Origin of the sequence: Nocardioides sp. (assembly GCF_029937575.1) — a bacterium.
In the GTDB taxonomy this organism is placed as follows: Bacteria; Actinomycetota; Actinomycetes; order Propionibacteriales; family Nocardioidaceae; genus Nocardioides.
Genome location: NZ_JAPYPS010000034.1, coordinates 1 through 17,893, shown reverse-complemented (window position 1 = coordinate 17,893; position 17,893 = coordinate 1). Strand labels below are relative to the sequence as shown.

The 17,893-nt window shown below is 72.4% G+C and carries 18 protein-coding genes and 1 pseudogene; 8 read left to right on the top strand and 11 right to left on the bottom strand.

Features of this window, described 5'->3' with window-relative positions; translation table 11 throughout:
• Together Q1K33_RS12610 and Q1K33_RS12605 are read right to left on the bottom strand one after the other, a co-directional pair.
• Positions 1 to 213 (bottom strand): annotated as a pseudogene (locus tag Q1K33_RS12610) (hypothetical protein); the annotation flags it as partial.
• Entirely contained in the window at positions 210 to 1,532 is a 1,323-nt protein-coding gene (locus Q1K33_RS12605) for an allantoate amidohydrolase (RefSeq protein ID WP_300404453.1), read from the bottom strand. The gene Q1K33_RS12605 and the pseudogene Q1K33_RS12610, both read right to left, overlap by 4 nt.
• Before the next feature lie 58 nt (positions 1,533 to 1,590).
• Between Q1K33_RS12605 and Q1K33_RS12600 the strand changes: the two genes are divergently transcribed.
• The 4 genes from Q1K33_RS12600 (at position 1,591) to Q1K33_RS12585 (ending at position 5,743) form a co-directional block, all read left to right on the top strand.
• Positions 1,591 to 2,232 (top strand): nitroreductase family protein, encoded by a 642-nt coding sequence (locus Q1K33_RS12600; protein ID WP_300404451.1) that lies wholly within the window; start codon positions 1,591 to 1,593, stop codon positions 2,230 to 2,232.
• Positions 2,233 to 2,306: 74 nt separating this feature from the next.
• Complete coding sequence (locus Q1K33_RS12595) at positions 2,307 to 3,641, top strand: M20/M25/M40 family metallo-hydrolase (RefSeq protein ID WP_300404449.1); 1,335 nt, start codon at positions 2,307 to 2,309, stop codon at positions 3,639 to 3,641.
• On the top strand, positions 3,641 to 5,110 hold the full coding sequence (locus Q1K33_RS12590; protein ID WP_300404447.1) for an MFS transporter: 1,470 nt from the start codon (positions 3,641 to 3,643) through the stop codon (positions 5,108 to 5,110). The genes Q1K33_RS12595 and Q1K33_RS12590 overlap by 1 nt, the downstream gene beginning before the upstream one ends.
• Before the next feature lie 48 nt (positions 5,111 to 5,158).
• On the top strand, positions 5,159 to 5,743 hold the full coding sequence (locus tag Q1K33_RS12585; RefSeq protein WP_300404445.1) for a DUF1992 domain-containing protein: 585 nt from the start codon (positions 5,159 to 5,161) through the stop codon (positions 5,741 to 5,743).
• Positions 5,744 to 5,843: 100 nt separating this feature from the next.
• Here Q1K33_RS12585 and Q1K33_RS12580 read toward each other — a convergent pair whose 3' ends face one another.
• Positions 5,844 to 7,979, bottom strand: a complete 2,136-nt coding sequence (locus Q1K33_RS12580; RefSeq protein WP_300404443.1) for an arylsulfotransferase family protein — start codon at positions 7,977 to 7,979, stop codon at positions 5,844 to 5,846.
• Between the two features lie 93 nt (positions 7,980 to 8,072).
• Here Q1K33_RS12580 and Q1K33_RS12575 point away from each other — a divergent pair, with 93 nt between their 5' ends.
• Together Q1K33_RS12575 and Q1K33_RS12570 are read left to right on the top strand one after the other, a co-directional pair.
• Positions 8,073 to 9,167, top strand: coding sequence for a CoA ester lyase (locus Q1K33_RS12575; RefSeq protein ID WP_300404441.1), 1,095 nt, complete (start codon positions 8,073 to 8,075; stop codon positions 9,165 to 9,167).
• 1 nt (position 9,168) lies between these two features.
• Entirely contained in the window at positions 9,169 to 10,044 is an 876-nt protein-coding gene (locus tag Q1K33_RS12570) for a CoA ester lyase (RefSeq protein ID WP_300404439.1), read from the top strand.
• Between the two features lie 215 nt (positions 10,045 to 10,259).
• Here the strand turns inward: Q1K33_RS12570 and Q1K33_RS12565 are convergent, their stop codons facing one another.
• Together Q1K33_RS12565 and Q1K33_RS12560 are read right to left on the bottom strand one after the other, a co-directional pair.
• A complete protein-coding gene (locus Q1K33_RS12565) occupies positions 10,260 to 10,595 on the bottom strand; it encodes a DUF5655 domain-containing protein (protein ID WP_300404437.1) in 336 nt (111 codons plus the stop codon).
• Between the two features lie 71 nt (positions 10,596 to 10,666).
• Positions 10,667 to 11,092: an MmcQ/YjbR family DNA-binding protein gene (locus Q1K33_RS12560; protein ID WP_300404435.1), complete on the bottom strand. Its 426-nt coding sequence runs from the start codon at positions 11,090 to 11,092 to the stop codon at positions 10,667 to 10,669.
• 115 nt (positions 11,093 to 11,207) lie between these two features.
• On the opposite strand from Q1K33_RS12560, the gene Q1K33_RS12555 reads away from it, so the two are divergent.
• Both Q1K33_RS12555 and Q1K33_RS12550 read left to right on the top strand, forming a co-directional pair.
• Positions 11,208 to 11,783, top strand: a complete 576-nt coding sequence (locus tag Q1K33_RS12555; protein WP_300404433.1) for an AAA family ATPase — start codon at positions 11,208 to 11,210, stop codon at positions 11,781 to 11,783.
• A 26-nt stretch (positions 11,784 to 11,809) separates the two neighbouring features.
• Positions 11,810 to 12,589 carry a hypothetical protein gene (locus Q1K33_RS12550; RefSeq protein ID WP_300404431.1) on the top strand — a complete coding sequence of 260 codons (780 nt, stop codon included), beginning with the start codon at positions 11,810 to 11,812 and terminating at the stop codon, positions 12,587 to 12,589.
• Between the two features lie 13 nt (positions 12,590 to 12,602).
• On the opposite strand, the gene Q1K33_RS12545 is transcribed toward Q1K33_RS12550, so the two are convergent.
• From Q1K33_RS12545 to Q1K33_RS12520, 6 genes are read right to left on the bottom strand one after another with little or no spacing between them, the layout of a single operon-like run.
• The gene (locus Q1K33_RS12545; RefSeq protein ID WP_300404429.1) at positions 12,603 to 13,532 is read right to left on the bottom strand and encodes a patatin-like phospholipase family protein; all 930 of its coding nucleotides are present in this window, start codon (positions 13,530 to 13,532) and stop codon (positions 12,603 to 12,605) included.
• Positions 13,525 to 14,538 carry a M48 family metallopeptidase gene (locus Q1K33_RS12540; protein WP_300404427.1) on the bottom strand — a complete coding sequence of 338 codons (1,014 nt, stop codon included), beginning with the start codon at positions 14,536 to 14,538 and terminating at the stop codon, positions 13,525 to 13,527. The genes Q1K33_RS12545 and Q1K33_RS12540 overlap by 8 nt, the downstream gene beginning before the upstream one ends.
• A 57-nt stretch (positions 14,539 to 14,595) precedes the next feature.
• Positions 14,596 to 15,594 carry an ABC transporter ATP-binding protein gene (locus Q1K33_RS12535; protein ID WP_300404425.1) on the bottom strand — a complete coding sequence of 333 codons (999 nt, stop codon included), beginning with the start codon at positions 15,592 to 15,594 and terminating at the stop codon, positions 14,596 to 14,598.
• Entirely contained in the window at positions 15,591 to 16,403 is an 813-nt protein-coding gene (locus Q1K33_RS12530) for an ABC transporter permease (protein WP_300404423.1), read from the bottom strand. Before Q1K33_RS12530 ends, Q1K33_RS12535 begins: the two co-directional genes overlap by 4 nt.
• Positions 16,400 to 17,173 (bottom strand): molybdate ABC transporter substrate-binding protein, encoded by a 774-nt coding sequence (gene modA, locus Q1K33_RS12525; RefSeq protein WP_300404421.1) that lies wholly within the window; start codon positions 17,171 to 17,173, stop codon positions 16,400 to 16,402. The genes Q1K33_RS12530 and modA overlap by 4 nt, the downstream gene beginning before the upstream one ends.
• A complete protein-coding gene (locus Q1K33_RS12520; protein ID WP_300404419.1) occupies positions 17,170 to 17,565 on the bottom strand; it encodes a TOBE domain-containing protein in 396 nt (131 codons plus the stop codon). Before Q1K33_RS12520 ends, modA begins: the two co-directional genes overlap by 4 nt.
• Positions 17,566 to 17,893 lie beyond the last annotated feature (328 nt).

The following is a 17,893-nucleotide window of genomic DNA, read 5'->3' as shown; positions in this document are numbered from 1 at the left end:
GGGGGTGGGGTGCGCGGGGGTGTCGGAATCCCCGGGTACCCGGGGATTCCTGACGTTCTCAGGGGAAGTTGCACCTGAGAACGTCAGGCTCTCCCTGAGAACTTCAACGCGCGTGAACCGCCCACCGGCGATCTCCACCAGCACGTCATCGACCACCGCGCCGCCGACCCACGCCCGTTCGAGGAGGTACGACGACCCGCTCGCCGCGCTCATCCGGCTCCCCCGGCCAGCCGGCTCAACGTGTCCGCCAGCGCCGAGACGCCCACCAGGCAGTCGGGCATCGAGGCGGACTCGTCGGGGCTGTGCGAGACCCCGGTCGGGTTGCGCACGAACAGCATCGCCGTCGGGATGCCCGCGGTCGAGAGGATCCCGGCGTCGTGTCCGGCCTGGGTGGGGACGATCGGCCAGTCACCGCCGGCGTGGTCGGCCGCGACCGCGCGGGCGAGGTCGCCGTCGAAGCCGACCGGGCCCGAGACCGACTCGGCGGTGACGGTAAGCGCCGTACCATCGCGCTCGGCGCGCTGGTGTCCCTGCCGCTCGATCGCCGCCACCAGCTCGGCCAGGGAGGCGTCGGTCGCGCAGCGCGCGTCCAGCCAGCCCGTCACCCGCGACGGCACCGCGTTGGTGCCGTTCGGGGCGACGTCGACGCGGCCGAAGGTCGCGCGATGCAGGTCGGCGCCGCCGGCACTCGCCGTACGAGCCTGCTTGTTGGCGGCCAGCGCGGTCATCGCGTAGGTCAGCATCGGGTCGCGCCGGTCCTGCATCGCGGTGGTGCCGGCGTGGTTGGCGGTCCCGGTGAAGTCGAAGCGGTAGCGGCCGTGGGGCCAGATCTCACTGGCGACCCCGATCGCAGCGTTTCGGTCGACCAGGGCGCGGCCCTGCTCGACGTGCAGCTCCACGAACGTCGTGACGCCCTCGAGCAGCGAGGACGACCCACCGGAGACAGCGTCCCCGGCCATGACGTCCCCCAGCCGTACGCCGTCCCGGTCGGCCAGCTCGCGCGCCGACTCCCAGGTCGTCGCACCCGCGGCCAACCGCGACCCCAGGCAGGCCAGCCCGAACCGCGAGCCCTCCTCCTCCACGAACACCGACACCCCGACCCGACGCGTGGGCACCACACCCCGCTCGCGCATCAGGTCGATGGCCGCCAGCGCCGAGACCACGCCGAGCGGGCCGTCGTACGCCCCGCCGTCCAGCACCGAGTCGAGGTGGGAGCCGGTCAGCAGCGCTCCAGACCGACCCGCTCCAGATCGACCCGCTCCAGATCGACGATGTGGCCCCTTCGAGGCCCCGTCAGGGGCCACTTCGTCGGTTGACGATCCGGCCGACCCCGCCGGCGGGTCCCACCACGCCACCTGGTTGCCGTACGCGTCCGACTGCAACGTCAGCCCCCGCGCGGCCGCCTGCTCGGCGAACCAGGCCGACAGCTCGCGCTCGGCGCTCAGGAAGGGCTGGCGGAAGTAGCCGCCCGACGCCGCGGAGCGACCCACCGGCGCCAGGTCGGCCCACATCCGCTCGAAGTCGTCCACCACACGACGCACCCTGCCACCACGCACCCGCGGCCGGAACCACCACGACATACTCGAGGGCATGGAGTTCACCGACGTCGTACGACGCCGCCGCATGGTCCGCAGCTACAGCGACGAGCCCGTCGACCCCGCGATCGTCGACCGCGCCCTGGAGAACGCGACCCACGCCCCCAGCGCCGGGTTCAGCCAGGGGTGGGGCTTCCTGGTGCTCGACACCCCGGACGACGTACGACGGTTCTGGGCCGCCAGCACCGAGCGCGCCACCTCGCCGGCCGACCCGGGCCGGTGGCTGCAAGGGATGATGCGCGCCCCCGTCGTGATCATCCCGTGCAGCAGCAAGGCGGCCTACCTCGAGCGCTACGCGCAGCCGGACAAGGGCTGGACCGACAAGGACGAGGCCCGCTGGCCGATGCCCTTCTGGCACATGGATGCGGCGATGGCGAGCCTGCTCATCCTGCAGACGGTGACCGACGCCGGGCTGGGCGCCTGCTTCTTCGGCACCGTGACCGGCCGCGTGCCGGCGCTGCGAGAGGCCTTCGACATCCCCGAGGTCTTCGACCCGGTCGGCGTGATCACGATCGGCCACCCGGCCGGCGGCGGGTCGTCCGGCTCGCCCGCGACGCGGTCGCGCACCCCGTGGCAGGACGTCGTGCACCGCGGCGGCTGGTCGCCTCTGCCCGACGGATCCGACGCACCCGTCTGAGGGCCCCGGCGACCCGCCCACCGATCCGCCATCAACCCGCCACCAACCCGGTCCGCCGGGGATAGCGTGCGGACATGACCGCGCACCCCCACGCCGTCGAGAAGCTGCAGGCCCTCGTCCGGATCCCGACCGTCAGCCACCGGGACCCCACCCGCGTCGACACCGCCGCCTTCGACGACTTCGTCGAGACCCTCGCCGAGCTCTTCCCGCTGCTGCACGAGCACCTCGAGCTGACCCGGATCTCCACCCACGGACTCCTGTTCCGCTGGGCAGGCTCCACCGCGGACCGCCCGGTCGTGCTGATGGCGCACCTCGACGTCGTCCCCGTCGAGGGCACCTGGCAGCACGACGCGTTCGCCGCCGAGATCGTCGAGCACGAGGGAGAGCAGGTCATCTGGGGCCGCGGGACCCTCGACGACAAGGGGTGCCTCGCCGGGATCTGCGAGGCCGTCGAGGCGCTCCTGGCCGATGGCTTCGCGCCGGCCCAGGACGTGTGGCTCTCGTTCGGGTGCGACGAGGAGATCATGGGGCAGGCGGCGCGCGCGGCCGTCGACGAGCTCGACCGGCGCGGCGTACGGCCGTGGTTCGTCCTCGACGAGGGCGGCGCGATCGCCAGCGAGGCCTTCCCCGGGGTGGGTGCGCCGGTCGGTGTCGTCGGCGTCACCGAGAAGGGGGCGACCTCGATCGAGCTGCGCGTGCAGGGACGCGGCGGCCACGCGTCCACGCCGGCCAGGATGGGCCCCACCGCCCGGCTGGCCCGCGCGATCACCCGCCTCGACCGCTCCCCCATGCCGGCCAGCCTCCCCGCTCCCACGATCGAGCTCTTCCGCCGCCTCGCTCCCCACGCCGCGCTGCCGCTTCGACCGGTGCTCGCCAACGCCGCCCGCCTGCGCCCGGCGCTCACGCGGGTGCTGCTCGCGGCGGGACCGGAGACCGCCGCGATGACGCGGACGACCTTCGCGATCACGACCCTGTCGGGCTCTCCGGCGATCAACGTGATCGCCGCGACGGCCAAGGCCGGGGTCAACATCCGGGTCATGGTCGGCGACTCGGTCGCCGACGTGCTCAGCCACGTACGCGCGGCCGTCGACGACGACGAGGTCCACGTCGACATCATCGAGGAGGACGCCGCGAGCCCGGTCTCGCCGGTCGACGACGACGCCTTCCGGCTGCTCGAGACCACGATCGGCGAGGTCTTCCCGGACGCCGTGCCCGCGCCGTACGTGATGATGGCCGCGACCGACTCCCGTCACTTCACCGCGATCTGCGAGCGGGTCTACCGGTTCGCGCCGTTCCGGATGACCAAGGCGCAGCGCGAGTCGATCCACTCCTACGACGAGCACCTCGGGGTGCAGGCGTTCCACGACGGGATCACCTGGTACCGCCGCCTCATCGAGCAGGTCTCCTGATGGCGCTCGACTCCCGCACGGGTGGCGGCACCAACCGGGGCAGGCAGCCCCGGCAGATCGCCCAGGGCATCGGCGCGGTCGTGGGACTCCTGGTCCTGGTCGAGGTCGCCAGCGGCGTGCTCCAGGGCTACTACACACCGATCTATCCGCAGATCGCCGACCACCTGACCATCCCCGAGGGCGACGTCAACTGGTTCGAGGCCGCCCAGCTGGTCGTCTCGGCGCTGTGCGTCCCGCTGCTCGCGCGCCTGGCCGACCTGATCGGGCACCAGCGGGTCCTGCTGCTCTCCACCGCGGTCACCGCGCTCGGCTCGTGGATCCTGGTCGTCGCTCCGTCGTTCACGACGTTCCTGATCGGCTGGGCGCTCCAGGGTGCCTACGTCGTGTGGTTGCCGCTCGAGGTCGCGATCATCCACCGGCGTCTGCGCGGCGACGCCGACCGCGACCGCCGTACCCGCCGTGGCGCGGCCGTCCTCGTCGGCGCCCTCGAGCTGTCGGTGATCGTCGGCGCGCTCACCAGCGGCCAGCTCGTCGACCGGGTCGGGATGGGCGTCGTGCTGGCGCTCCCGGCGATCGTGGTGACCGCGGTCTTCTTCGTGATCCTGCTCGGCATCGAGAACACCCCCGGCGACGCCACCGGCGGGATCGACTGGACCGGCTTCGCGCTGGTCACCGGCGCGCTCGGCCTCGTGATGGGCGGCCTGGTCGCCGTACGCCTCGAGGGCCCCGGGTTCGTCCTGGCCTGGACCCTGATGGCAGCCGGCGTCGCGGCGCTGCTGCCGTTCGCCCGCTACGAGCTGGGCCGCAGGGATCCCCTGGTCGACATCCGGCTGCTGCGCGACCCACGGCAGTGGCCGATCCAGGTCACGGCGTTCCTCTTCGGCGTGCCCGTCCTGGGCGGACAGATCCCCCTGTCCACCTACGCCCAGGCCGACCCCGTCGAGCGGGGCTACGGCCTGGGCGCCGACGCCGCCTTCGTCTCCACGCTGATCGGCGTCTACGTGGTCACCCTGGCGATCGGTGCGTTCACGCTGCCGCTGACCTCGCGCCTGCTCGGCGTACGGCGAGCACTGGTCGTCTCCTGCCTGCTCGTCGCGCTGGGCTACCTGCTGTGGATCCCCTTCCACGACCAGACCTGGCAGGGCCTGGTCAACATGGCGGTCGCGGGCCTCGGCTCCGGAGCGCTGGTCGCCGCCCTGCCCTCGGCTGCCGCGGCTGCCGCTCCCGAGGACCGCACTGGTTTCGCCACCGGGATGACCAACGCGACCAAGACCGTGGGCGGCGCGATAGCGAGCTCGATCTTCGCCATCGCGCTGGCGGCCGACGGGCTGGAGCTCGAGGAGGCATCCGCGCCGCTGTCGGGCTACCTGACGGTGTGGGCGGTGTGCGCGGGGGCGGCGCTGCTGGCGGCCGTGGCGCTGTCGGTGGCGCCGAAGGGGTCCTTCTCCGAGCGCGCGGTCGAGGTCTGAGGGCCCGTCGCTCGCCCCCTCCGTAAACTCGGAGGCGAGGTGATCACGATGACCGGACCTGACCGCCACGCACGCCCGAGCGACGAGTCGCACGCCGCCGATGAGCTCGAGCGCCAGAAGCGCTCGAGCCGCAGCGCGGCCGCCGCTCGGATCGCCGACCAGTCCAGCTGGGTGGACCAGCAGATCCGCGTGTCGATGGCGAAGGGCGAGTTCGACGACCTCCCTGGAGCCGGCAAGCCGATCGAGGGTCTCGACAAGGACCACGACCCCGACTGGTGGCTCAACCAGATGATCGAGCGCGAGAAGATCGTCGTGCTGCCCGCCTCCGTCCAGCTGCGCAAGGACGACGTGCTGCTCGACGACGCCCTCGACAAGCTCTTCCGCGAGGAGGACGTGCGACGTGAGGTCGGCGACTTCAACGCCCGGGTGATCCGCGCCCGCTACTCCCCCCAGGAGGGGCAGCCCCCGCTGGTGACCATGCCGCGCGACGTCGAGGAGACGGTCGCGGCGTGGGCGCAGCGCCGACTGGAGCGACGCCGTGCCGCCGCGCAGGCGGCCGGCTCCGGGTCGTCCGAGGCGCCGTCCGGCGACCGAGGTCGGCGCACGTGGTGGCGGCGGCGCCGAGCGAGATAGGTCGGCGACGAGACAGGCCGGCGACGAGACAGGCCGGCGACGAGACAGGCCGGCGACGAGACAGGGCTGCGGCGGGGTCGGTGGTTCTGGAGCGCCGAGCTCAGCGCCGGGCCCTGACCCGCACCATCACCTCGTCGGCGAGATTCCACGCCTCAGCCTCGTTGGGCTTCAGAAGGACCGTGAGCCGCAGCGTCGCTCCCGGCTTGACCTTGCGCGTGCGGACCACCGTGAGCCGCAGCGTCGTGCGTTCGCCGGGCTCCAGGTAGACGTCGTCGCCCAGAGGAGAGGGGGACTTCACGCGGAAGCCCCTCAGCTTGCCGGAGACGCCGTAGAAGAGGCTGCTGGGCCCGTCCCCGTCGTTCTCCAGACGGATCCGCACCGCCTGCGCCCTACCGGGCCTGGGCAGCGAGGTGGTGACACGCTGGGTCCTCGACGAGCCGTAGACGTCGCGTCCGACCCAGGCGCCACCCTTGAGCTTGACCCAGGCGTCCGCACGGCCGCCCCGGGGCGGCGTGTAGCCGTTGTACTCGACCTCGTAGGTCCGCGTCACGGTCGTGGTGTTGCCGGCGCCGTCGGTGGCGGCGACCTCCACGTCGTAGGAGCCGGGAAGGCTGGTGTCGATCTCCCCGACCGAGCACGTCTGCAGCGAGGAACCGCCCCGGTCGGTGCAGGAGTACGACGCCTCGACGTCCTCGCCCACCCTGAACACCTCGCCGGGGGCCGGTGACTCGACCACGACCTCAGGATCCGTCGCATCCGGGACCTCGGCGAGGTGCGTGCGGTAGGAGAAGTAGCGCTGCTCCGGAGCGGGGTCGGGGTCGCGCAGCCGCCAGAGCTCCTGCCCGTCGGCGTCGATCTCGCTGGCGATCTCCTCACGGCTGAAGGCCCACCCGATCAGGGTGCGGTCCTCCTCGGGCCCGACCGCCTGCGTGGAGCCGGCGAACTGGGCGAAGCGTCCCGGCGCATAGCTGCTCTGCACCACCGCGGTGCCGGTCTCCTCGTCGAGGGCGAAGCGCAGGATGCGCGTGTCGATCCGCGCGACGCGGTCACCGTCGGGGTCGGCCGGGTCGGCGCACATCGGCGTCACCGAGCCGTTGTCGAAGAGCAGGATCGACCCGTCGCCCAGCTCGCGTGCGGTGTGCTGGGCGCAGGGACCACTGTCGGTCGCACCCTCGGCGTCCTCGATCGCGAAGGTGCTGTCGAGGCCGCCGAGCTTCCACACGACGTCGCCGACCTCGAACCCGTCGTGGGCCGACGTCGCGATCTTGAACACCGAGCTGAACCCGCGGAACGACGCCAGCAGGTCGCCGTCGGCCATCAGGTCGATCGAGTTGACGTGGGCGTACTCGGGGTCCTCGGGCGTCACCGTCTCGTCGACGTACGGCGCGCTCGTCCACTCGAAGCCGACCGAACCGTCGGGGTCGATCCGCTGGATGATCGAGTGGACCAGGGCGCTCTCGGGGTCGGCGTCCGGCTCGTAGGAGACCAGCCACACGGTCCCGTCGGGCAGCACGATCGAGTCGTGCCCGTCGGTGTTGACGAGGTCGACGGCCTCGGTGCGGGTCACCTCCTGCAGCTCGTCGTCCAGCTGCACGAGTGCCTGCCCGGTGCGACCGGGGGTGGTGGTGCTCTTGGAGATGGAGAAGCCCCCGTCGGGCTGCTGCTTGAGGTCAAGCGCCCCGAAGATGCTCGCCGGCAGCGTCTGAACGTGCGTCGGGACACCCTGCCGGTCCAGCACGGTCTGGTAGAGCACAGGGTTCTCGGACGTGAAGTTGGTCAGCGTCACCATCAGCTGGCCGGGGGTCAGGGGCCCGTCGGTCGAGGTCACCGACTCCAGCAGCGGGAAGCCCGCAGGCAGGTAGACCAGCGAGTGCCGCGCCGTGCCGGCGGCGTCGACGATGAAGACCGACACCTCGTCACCCTCGGCCAGCCCGCTCACGGTGGCGGAGCCGTCGGCGTCCAGCACGCCGTCGACGTAGATCTCGCCGGTCGGGTCGCTCGTGCTCGCCGTGACGATGACCGTGCCCCCGGTCGCCGCGGTGGTGGTCACGCCGTACCGCTCCACGCTCGGGTCGTACGCCGGGTAGGCGGCGACGCCGTCGCCGCTCACGGTCAGCGTGTGGACTGGTGCGTCATCCGTCGTCGCCGCGCTCGCCACCGCCTGGTCCGGGACGCTCGCCAGGAGCGCGCCGACCAGGGTGCCGACCACGACGAGAGCCCTCCCCGGCTTCGTCATACCCGGGACCGTAACCCGATCGCGGTCGACCCGACGCCGATTGCGAGACATCCGTCATATCCGCCGTCCGACCTCGCTGGTAACTTCCGCGACATGCCCGCCGCATCGCAGAGCGCCAAGGACTTCTTCCGCCCCCTCGCCGTCGGAGCACCGACGCCGCTGACCGAGATCCCGTTCCGGCCCAGCCGGGCGATCCACTTCTTCGACCCGAGCAACGCCAAGATGGCCGCCAAGGTCCCCGCCATGGTCGGCACCGTCGACGTCCTCCTGGGCAACCTCGAGGACGCCGTCAAGGCCGACAACAAGCTCGCCGCCCGCCAGGGTCTGGTCGAGATCGCGCAGGCGACCGAGTTCGCGCCGACCCAGCTGTGGACCCGGATCAACTCCCTCGACAGCCCGTGGGCGCTCGACGACCTCACCACTCTCGTCCCCGCGATCGGCGACAAGCTCGACGTGATCATGGTCCCGAAGGTGCAGGGCGCCGAGGACATCCACTACGTCGACCGCCTCCTCGCCCAGCTCGAGGCCAAGGCCGGGCTGACCCGTCCGATCCTGATCCACGCGATCCTCGAGACCGCGCGTGGCGTGGCCAACATCGAGGAGATCTGCGGTGCCTCGCCCCGCATGCAGGGCCTCTCGCTCGGCCCGGCCGACCTCGCCGCCGACCGGCGGATGAAGACCACCCGCGTCGGTGGCGGTCACCCCGGCTACCTGGTGCGCCAGGACCCGACGAAGAACTCCGAAGGCGATCCCGACATTCTTGGCGAGCGCACGACGTACCAGCAGGACCTGTGGCACTACACGATCGCCCGGATGGTCGACGCGTGCGCGATGCACGGCATCTACCCCTACTACGGTCCGTTCGGCGACATCGCCGACACGGTGGCGTGCGAGGACCAGTTCCGCAACGCGTTCCTGCTCGGCTGCGTCGGCACCTGGAGCCTGCACCCCAAGCAGATCGCGATCGCCAACAAGGTGTTCAGCCCCTCGGTCGAGGACATCACCCACGCCCGCCGGGTGGTCGCCGCGATGGGCGACGGCACCGGTGCGGTGATGCTCGACGGCAAGATGGAGGACGACGCGTCCCTCAAGCAGTGCCTGGTGATGGTCGAGCTCGCCGAGCAGCTCGCCGCGATCGATCCCGAGCTGAAGCAGCAGTACGACGCCATCGAGACCGAGGAGTCCTGACATGTCCGCCGCCTCGACGACGTTCCGACCACGCCGTTCGGTCCTCTACATGCCGAGCTCCAACGCCAAGGCCCTGGAGAAGGCCAAGACCCTGGCCATCGACGGCGTCATCCTCGACCTCGAGGACTCCGTCGCCCCCGACGCCAAGCCGTCCGCGCGCGACGCGGCCTGCGCGGCCGTCGCCAGCGGCGAGTACGGCAAGCGCGAGCTGACGATCCGGGTCAACAGCCTCGGCACCGAGTGGCACGACGCCGACCTCGCGGCCGCCTGCGCCGCCGGCCCCGACGGCATCGTCGTCCCCAAGGTCAACTCCGCCGGCGAGGTGCGTCAGCTGGTGGCCGCCATGGAGGCCGCCGGAGCGCCGGAGCACACCAAGCTCTGGGCGATGGTCGAGACCCCCGAGGCGATCTTCAACGTGCGCGAGCTCGCCGCCGCCTCCGACCGGCTCGCCGTCCTGGTGATGGGCACCAACGACCTGGTCAAGGAGCTGTACGCCGAGCACGTCCCCGGCCGCGCGCCGCTGCTCACCTCGCTCTCGCTGGCCCTCCTGGCGGCGCGGGCCGCCGGCATCGCGATCCTCGACGGCGTCTACAACGACGTGAAGAACGCCGAGGGCTTCCTCGCCGAGTGCGAGCAGGGCCGCCAGATGGGCTTCGACGGCAAGACCCTGATCCACCCCGGCCAGGTCGAGCCGGCCAACGAGCAGTTCGCGCCCTCCGAGGCCGCCGTCGCCGACGCGCGCGGCATCCTCGAGGCGTGGGAGGCCGGCAAGGGCTCGGGCGTGGTGACCTACAACAACAAGATGGTCGAGAACCTCCACGTCGAGTCCGCCGAGCGCACGCTCTCGATCGCGGACGCCATCGCCGCCCTGGGGTGATGACGTGACGTCTGGCTGGCGGCGCGTCGTGGGGCGGCGCGTCGTGGGCCGGCGCGTCGTGGGCCGGCGCAATTCACCGGCTGGCCGGTGAGTGCGGCACTTGGACGACGTCCGGACATCGTCCAAGCGCCCCCTTCAGCGTTCAACCTCGGGTCCGCGCCGACAGGAGTCGCGCTCGATCACGGCGTACGTGAGGGAGCGCGGCGCGTCCTCGCTCACCCGTCGGCTTCGTAGGCCTCGTCGATCAACTCCAGCAGCGGCAGCAGGTCGTCGACGGTGCGCACGTTCCAGACGTGGTGGTACGACGTTGAGAGCTGCTGGACCTTGCGGTCCGGCTCCGGGTCGCTGACCACGCGCGGGAGGGAGACGCCCAGGGAGACCCACCGGGTCATGGTGCGCGCCATCGCGAACGTGGAGCGGCGCTTGAGGATCAGCCCGACGCTGACCGGCTCGACGACAGCCTCATCGAGGGCCGCTGCGTGCGCGATCAGCACCTCGGCGACCGGTCGCTCGTGCTCCGGCGCCGTGGCCAGGTAGTCCTCGATAGACATCGCAGGGCTGCACGTGTGACCCTGCCGGGTGCGGCCGAAGCTGCGGTCACAGTCGGGGCAGGTCCACATCGTCAGTCGCCCGAGCTCGCGTCGAGCTCGGCGACGAGCCTCTTGAGCGCCGTACGGCGGTAGGAGGCGTCGATCAGCTCGGCGACCTCGTCCCAGCCACCCTCGTCGGAGCCGTCGGGAGCGGGCAGGTCGAGGCCCAACCACCCGTAAGGGCCCAGGTACGCCGGCACGTAGGCGCGCGGGTCGTCGACCAGCGCCTGGCGCTCGTCGGCCTCGAGCAGGACCATCACGCTCTGCTCGTGGGCGAACCACCCGCCGTCGACCTTGAGCGAGCCGCCGTAGTAGGCGAACACCTTGCCCCGTGGCTCGGTCCAGAAGGCCGGTCGGCCGTGGGAGACCTTCAGCGCCGCGGCCGGCAGCGCGAGCGCGATCTCGCGGATGCGGGCCAGGACCGGGTCGGCGTCGTCGAACATCTGCGGGTGGGGCATGGGGCGATGGTAGGTGCGCGAGGCGACACCTGGGAGGCATCGGCCCCCTTCCCGGTCACGGTCCGTCCCGGAAACCTCGTCGACTGACCAGCGTCGGCCTGCCAGGCTTCGCGCCATGCACCTGGTGATCCTCTTCGGACCGCAGGCCGTCGGCAAGATGAGCGTCGGCCGCGAGCTCGCGCGCCGCACGCCGTACCGGCTCTTCCACAACCACGCGACGATCGAGCCGCTGCTCGAGGTCTTCGACTGGGGCACGCCCGCGTTCGAGACGCTCAAGCTCGAGTTCCGCCGCCGGGTCATCGAGGAGGCGGTCGCCAGCGGGATGCCCGGCCTGGTCTTCACCTTCGTCTGGGCCCTGGAGCTGCCCGAGGACGCGGCGTACGTCGAGGAGCTCATCGCCCCGGTGACCTCCTCCGGTGGGCGCATCGACTTCGTCGAGCTGTACGCCGACGAGGCGACGCGCCTGTCCCGCGAGGGCACCCCGGAGCGCCTGGCGGCCAAGTCGTCGAAGCGCGACACGGCCTGGGCTCGCGACGACCTGGTCACCTCGGGTCGCAGGCACCGGCTGAGCACCGGGGCCGACCAGCCCTTCCCGCTGGATCACCCCCACCTCGTCCTGGACAACACCGACCTCACCGCGGACGCGGCGGCCGAGCAGCTCGTCACCCTGCTCGGCCTGCCGAGGACGTAGCAGGGTCCCTCTGGCACGCTCGTCCCATGAGCTCGACCCTCGGCTGCATCGGCCTCGCCGTCGACGACGTGGACGTCCTCGACGACCTCGTCGCGCGCCGCCTGCCCGACGCCGCCGTCATCGCCCGGGCCGGCGACCTCCAGGCCCGTCGCTGGAGCGACCCGAGCGGCGCCTCGATCACCATGACGGTGCGTCAGGAGGGCCAGGACGGTGGCGTCCTGGTCGACCTGGTGCCGTCGTACGTCGTGCCCGACGGCGAGTCGGGCAGGGAGTCGGGCAGCGAGCCAGGGGTGGTGCTCGGCGTCCTGACCGGTCACGGCCGGACGTTGGCCGCGGACCTCGTCGACGCTGACGGCGAGACCCTCACGCGTGTCGCCTGCGACCTGGCCCAGAGCCTGGTCGCCGACGTCACCGAGCCGCGGCCGGCCCACGTCACGGCCCTCGGCCTCGACGTCACGGTGCACGAGGACGACGCGGCCTTCGCGGCCTCCGACGCCAGCACGATGGGCACGCCTGCGCCCGGCGAGGCCGCTCACAAGTACGCGGCCGGCGCGGTGCTGTCCTACGGGTTGTTCGGTGACCCGGACACCGCCGAGCCGACGGCCTACGTGTCGGGCACCGTGCTCCGCGTGACCAGCCACGTCACCGCCGAGCTCGAGCAGGGCTTCCACGCCGCGCGGGTCGCGACCGTCGGCGGGACCTTCACGGTCTGCCTGGCGGCTTCGGAGCACCCGGACGCACCGCAGCCCGGCAGCGTCGTCGCGGGCACCTGCTACCTCGTGCTGGACGTGCCCGGACTCTGGTGACCGACGTCGGCCGTCAACCCCAGAGGTCGCGGATGAGCTCCACCTCGGAGGCTCCCTGCTCATAGCCGGCGCGGGCCGACGGAGGTCGGGCGGCTGGGTCGAGGACGTTCTTGCCGATCGCGTCGGTCGACGCCTCGTCGGGCGTGATCACGAGGTGGTCGACACCGAGGGCACCCAGCTGTTGGCCCGCCGTCCGCATCGGACCCACCGAACGGTCGGCTGGGGTGATCGCCACCACCCGCGAGCAGCCCTGCATCAGGTCGGCGTTGGAGCCGGAACGCACGCCGCCGTCGACGTAGGTGCGGGTGCCGGTCGGGCCGTCGATCGGGATCGGCGGGTAGACGCACGGGACGGCACAGCTGGCGTTGACGGCGTCCTCGAGGCTCACGTCCGGTCGCTGACCGCGCGGCCCGAAGCAGGTCAGCTCGCCCGTGGCGACGTCGACGGCGGTCACGACGAAGTCACGGTCGGCCCAGGTGAGTCCGCCGATCCGCCTGGCGACCTGGTCGTAGCGCTCCTCGATCGACGGCGTGCGGCCCCGCTCTGCCGCGCGCACGGCGCGCTCGCCGAGGACGCGGCCGAAGCGGGTGAGGTCACCTCGCGACTGGAGCAGCGCCAGGGCGAAGCCGGCGACGACCCCCAGCCCGATGGAGGCCAGGTCCACCCCACCATCGCCCAGGTCGGCGGGCGGCAGGAGCTGGCGCCGGTAGAGCTCCTCGAGCCCTCCGGGGATCTCGGTGCTGGTGATCTGCGCACCGACGATGGAGCCGGCCGACGTACCCACGATCCGGTCGGCCGTCGTCAGGTCGACACCGGCCTCGGCCAGTCCGTGGAGCAGGCCGGTCTCCCAGGCGATGCCGGTGATCCCGCCTCCGCCGAGGACGAGCCCGCGCGAGCCGTCGGCGCCCGGCGCCGCCGAGGAGGCTGCTGCCGACTCAGTCATCGTCGCGCTTGAGCTTCTCGCCCAGCCACAGCTTCATGCTTCCGGCGAAGCCCGCGAGGTCGTGGACGAGCTTGCCCAGCGCGTCCTGGGTCTGCTCGAAGGCCGCGGAGTAGGACGATGCCGCCTCCTTCGCGGCATCGCTGACCTTGGCCTCGTCGTCGGTGCCACGTCGGGGGTAGCCGCCGGCGAGGTACGACGTGTACTCGCCCGAGTCGACCCAGCTGCGCAGCTCGGCGGCTCGCACGACGGCGAAGGGGTGGGTCTGGTTCTCGACGAGCAGCAGCTTGAGCACGGAGTCGCGCAGGTCCGCTGCGTCGAGGTACTCCTGGCCTTGAGCGAAGAAGGCGGTCGTGTCGAGGTCATCGAGGTGCCCGCCACTGGCCAGCTGCATGTGCACCCGGAACGCCGTCGCCGGGTCCTGCGTGGCGAGCAGCCCGGCGCGGTCGGCGGACAGCTCGGCCTTGCGCGACCACTCGTAGAGCGCGGCCAGGATCGCGCGCACCCCGAGCGCTCCGAGCGGGATCGCGTTGAGCACGCCCGTCATCGTGAGCAGCCGCTGGAGCAGGGTCCGGTAGACGGCGTGACCGCTGAGCGCGTGGCCGAGCTCGTGGCCGAGCACGAAGCGCAGCTCGTCCTCGTCGAGCAGGTCGACGAGCGCCGAGTTGAGGATGATGATGGGCTTGTTCATCCCGATGGTCATCGCGTTGAGCGTCGGGTTGGCCGAGACGTAGAGCTCGGGGACGTCCTCGGTGTCGAGCACCCGGGCGACGTCCTTGAGCAGGTAGTGCAGCGTCGCGAACTGGCGATCGTCCACGTGCACCGAGGACCCGAGATAGACCAGTCGCACCGCGCGCTCGTTGACGAAGCCCGACATCGCCTTGAGCACGGTGTCGAACCCCTTGAGCTTGCGCAGCGCGACCAGCGCACCGCGATCGGCGGGGTGCTCCCACGCGCGGGAGCTGATGTCGGTCAGGGTCGCCCGGGACCGGGCCGGTTGCGAGGTCACACCGACGACTCTGCCATGCCGGCCCTGGCCCGGACGGCGCTGCGGGCGCGCCACCGGTCAGGCAACCGGCGCCCCGTACTCGTCGACCGCCGTCGCCTTGACCGCCAACCACACCTCGCGGCCGGGGGCGAGTGCCAGCTCGACGGCCGCGTCGGGCGTCACGTCGGCGATCAGGCTCGGCCCCGCCTCCGTGGCGACCTGGACCCTCAGCGCGTCACCGTGCCGGGAGACCGACGACACCCGGCCCGACCAGCGCAACCGCGCCGACCCGGCTGGCTCGCCCAACGAGATCCCGACCGCCGAGGGTCGGAAGGCCCGCAGCCGTGCGCCGTCGCGCAGCACGTTGAGGCCGACGAGGCGGGCCACGTGCTCGGTGAGCGGGCGAGCGGCCACGTCGTCGGGCGCCCCTTCCTGCGCGACACTCCCGTCGTCGAGCACCAGCACCCGCGTGGCCAGCGCGAACGCGTCGAGGGCGTCGTGAGTCACCAGCAACGTCACGCCGGCGAAGGCGCGCAGGTGCTCGGCGAGCTCGAGGCGCAGCTCGGTGGCGACGCCCACGTCCAGGCCCGAGAACGGCTCGTCGAGGAGCAGTACGGCGGGCTCTGCGGCGAGCGCGCGGGCGAGGGCGACCCGTTGGGCCTGGCCGCCGGAGAGCTGGTGCGGCCGTCGTCCGCCGAGCTCGCCCACGCCGAACCGGTCGAGCCAGTCCTGCGCCACGGCGTACGACTCCCGTGCCGAGGCACCTCTGCTGCGCGGCCCGAACGCGACGTTGCGCAGCGCGGTCAGGTGCGGGAAGAGCTGCTGGCCCTGGAAGGCGAGCCCCACGCGGCGCTCGCGCACCAGTCGGGCCGGCGAGCCGGGCGCCGACCAGGTCTCGCCGGCGACGACGACCGTGCCGACGTCACCGAGGAGCCCGGCGACCGCGTGGAGCAGGGTGGACTTGCCGGCGCCGTTGGGCCCCAGGACGGCCACGACCTCGCCGGGCTCGGCGGCGAGCTGGGCCGTGAGCCGGCCGGGCAGGTCGACGTCGACGCGCAGCCCGAGATGCCGGGTCATGGCACCCTCAGCCAGCGTTCGCGCATCGCACCGAGCACGAGCACGGAGACGAGCAGCAGGATCAGGCTGAGCGTCCGGGCGACCGCCACGTCGCCCTGCAGCTCGGTGTAGATCAGCGACGGCATCGTCTGGGTGGTGCCGGGGAAGTTGCCGGCGAAGGTGATCGTCGCCCCGAACTCGCCCAGGGAGCGCGCCCACGCCAGCGCACAGCCGGCGAGCAGCCCCGGCAGCGCCAGCGGCAGCGTGACCCGACGGAACGTCGTCCACCGGCCCGCCCCGAGCGTGGCCGCGACGGCGTCGTAGCCCGCCCCGGTCGAGCGGAACGCTCCTTCCACGGCGAGCACGAAGAACGGCATCGCGACGAAGGCGTGGGCGATCACCACGGCCGTCAGCGTGAACGGGATCGTTACCCCGGTCAGGTCGCGGACCGTGCCGCCGATCAGCCCGTTGCGCCCCAGGGCCGAGGCGAGCGCGACGCCGGCCACGACGGGCGGGAGCACGAGCGGCACCACCACCAGCGCCCGCAGGACCGAGCGACCCGGGAAGTCGACGCGCGCCAGCAGCCAGGCGAGTGGCGTGCCGACGACCACGCAGATGCCGACCGTCGCGGCCGACGTCAGCGCACTGATCCGCAACGCGTCGCGCACCTCCTGGGTGCCCAGCAGCGGCCACAGGTCGGACCACGGCGTGTCGACGACGAGGGCGACGAGGGGTACGACGAGGAACACCGCGGCCAGCGCGGCCGGGACCAGCAGCAGGACCGGTGGTCGGCCGAGCGCCGGCGCCGAGCGCGCGGGGGCGGCCCTCACGGCGTACCGAATCCGGCGTCGGCCAGGATCGCCCGCCCCTGTGTGGAGAGCACCAGGCCGACGAAGTCCTGGGCCAGGGCAGGCTCGCGGACCTGCTCGAGGATCCCGACCGGGTACTGGAGCACCTCGGAGTCGGCCTTCGGGATCTCGATGCTCTGCACGTCGTCCCCGGCGGCGGTCGCGTCGGTGACGTAGACGAGCCCGGCGTCGGCCTCGTCCGCGGCGACCTTGGCGAGCACGGCCTTGACGTCGGTCTCCAGGCTGGCCGGGTCCGCGGTGATCTCGTTGCTGGCCAGCAGAGAGGCGCCGACCTTGCCGCACGGGGCCGTCTCGACGCAGACGACGTAGTCGACGCCCGGTTGGTCGAGGTCGGCGAACGTCGTGATGCCAGCGGGATTGCCTGGCGGCACCACCAACGTCATCACGTTGGTCGCGAACGTCGTCGGCCCGTCCGGCACGGCTCCGCCGTCGACCGCGTCCTGCATCGTCGAGGTGTCGGCCGTGGCCAGCACGTCGGCGGGCGCTCCCTGGACGGCCTGCCCGGCCAGGGTGGCCGAGGAGTCGAAGGCGAGGCGCACGTCGACACCGGGGTTGGCCTCCTCGAAGGCCGCCGCCAGCTCGGTGAACGTCTCGGTGAGCGAGGCAGCCGCCAGGACCGTGAGCTCGGCGCCCTCACCTCCCGTCCCACCCGAGGACGCGTCGTCCCCGCACGAGCTCAGCCCCGCTACGAGGACGACGAGCACCAGCGCGGCTGAGCCCGGCCGCCTCACGGGGTCTCCACGACGACGTTGGTCGACTTCACCGAGGCGACGACCCGCGACCCCGGCGCGAGGGCGAGCTCGTCGGCCGCCTCCGCGCTCAGCAGCGACACCAGCCGGTAGGGACCACAGATCATGTCGACCTGGGCCATCACGGTGTCCTTCTTGACCGCCACCACGATCCCGGCGAGTCGGTTGCGCGCACTGACCGCCGAGGCCCGGGTGCCGTCCCGGTCCGGCTCGTCCGCCAGGGTCCGGGCCAGCTCGGCGAGGTCCGCCCCGGCGATCTCGGCCGGTCCGGCTCCTCGCGTGGCCGGCACCCGTCCGGAGTCGATCCACCGGCGCATGGTGTCGTCGCTGACCCCCAGGACCTGGGCGGCTTCCGCAACTCGGTAGGTACTCACGCTGGAAGTATGCCGCATCTGCGGCTTCTGGGCGGGGGGCGTGCGGGCTGACCTCGGTGGTCCCCGGTGGTGGCGCCCCGCGGTGGGTCACCTGGCTCCTCGGGTGGGCCCTGGTGGTTCCGGTGGTGGGGGCGCGCGCGTAGCCGACCTGCTCCCGCCGTCAAGGATCGCCTGCGGCGCCCGCTGCGCGGCACCTTCGGTGTCCTTGACTGCGGGACCCGGTAGGTCGGCTGGTACGGCGCACGGGGCGGAGCCCCCTCGCTGGCGCTCGGCGGCGCCGCCCGCGCAAGCGCGGCCCCACCCGTCCCACGGGTCACATGGCCTCGTC

Coding starts and splice junctions, on each gene's coding strand:
- Q1K33_RS12600 (WP_300404451.1), top strand. CDS start 1,591: ATGGAGTTCACCGACGTCGTACGACGCCGCCGCATGGTCCGCAGCTAC.
- Q1K33_RS12595 (WP_300404449.1), top strand. CDS start 2,307: ATGACCGCGCACCCCCACGCCGTCGAGAAGCTGCAGGCCCTCGTCCGG.
- Q1K33_RS12590 (WP_300404447.1), top strand. CDS start 3,641: ATGGCGCTCGACTCCCGCACGGGTGGCGGCACCAACCGGGGCAGGCAG.
- Q1K33_RS12585 (WP_300404445.1), top strand. CDS start 5,159: ATGACCGGACCTGACCGCCACGCACGCCCGAGCGACGAGTCGCACGCC.
- Q1K33_RS12580 (WP_300404443.1), bottom strand. CDS start 7,979: ATGACGAAGCCGGGGAGGGCTCTCGTCGTGGTCGGCACCCTGGTCGGC.
- Q1K33_RS12575 (WP_300404441.1), top strand. CDS start 8,073: ATGCCCGCCGCATCGCAGAGCGCCAAGGACTTCTTCCGCCCCCTCGCC.
- Q1K33_RS12570 (WP_300404439.1), top strand. CDS start 9,169: ATGTCCGCCGCCTCGACGACGTTCCGACCACGCCGTTCGGTCCTCTAC.
- Q1K33_RS12565 (WP_300404437.1), bottom strand. CDS start 10,595: ATGTCTATCGAGGACTACCTGGCCACGGCGCCGGAGCACGAGCGACCG.
- Q1K33_RS12560 (WP_300404435.1), bottom strand. CDS start 11,092: ATGCCCCACCCGCAGATGTTCGACGACGCCGACCCGGTCCTGGCCCGC.
- Q1K33_RS12555 (WP_300404433.1), top strand. CDS start 11,208: ATGCACCTGGTGATCCTCTTCGGACCGCAGGCCGTCGGCAAGATGAGC.
- Q1K33_RS12550 (WP_300404431.1), top strand. CDS start 11,810: ATGAGCTCGACCCTCGGCTGCATCGGCCTCGCCGTCGACGACGTGGAC.
- Q1K33_RS12545 (WP_300404429.1), bottom strand. CDS start 13,532: ATGACTGAGTCGGCAGCAGCCTCCTCGGCGGCGCCGGGCGCCGACGGC.
- Q1K33_RS12535 (WP_300404425.1), bottom strand. CDS start 15,594: ATGACCCGGCATCTCGGGCTGCGCGTCGACGTCGACCTGCCCGGCCGG.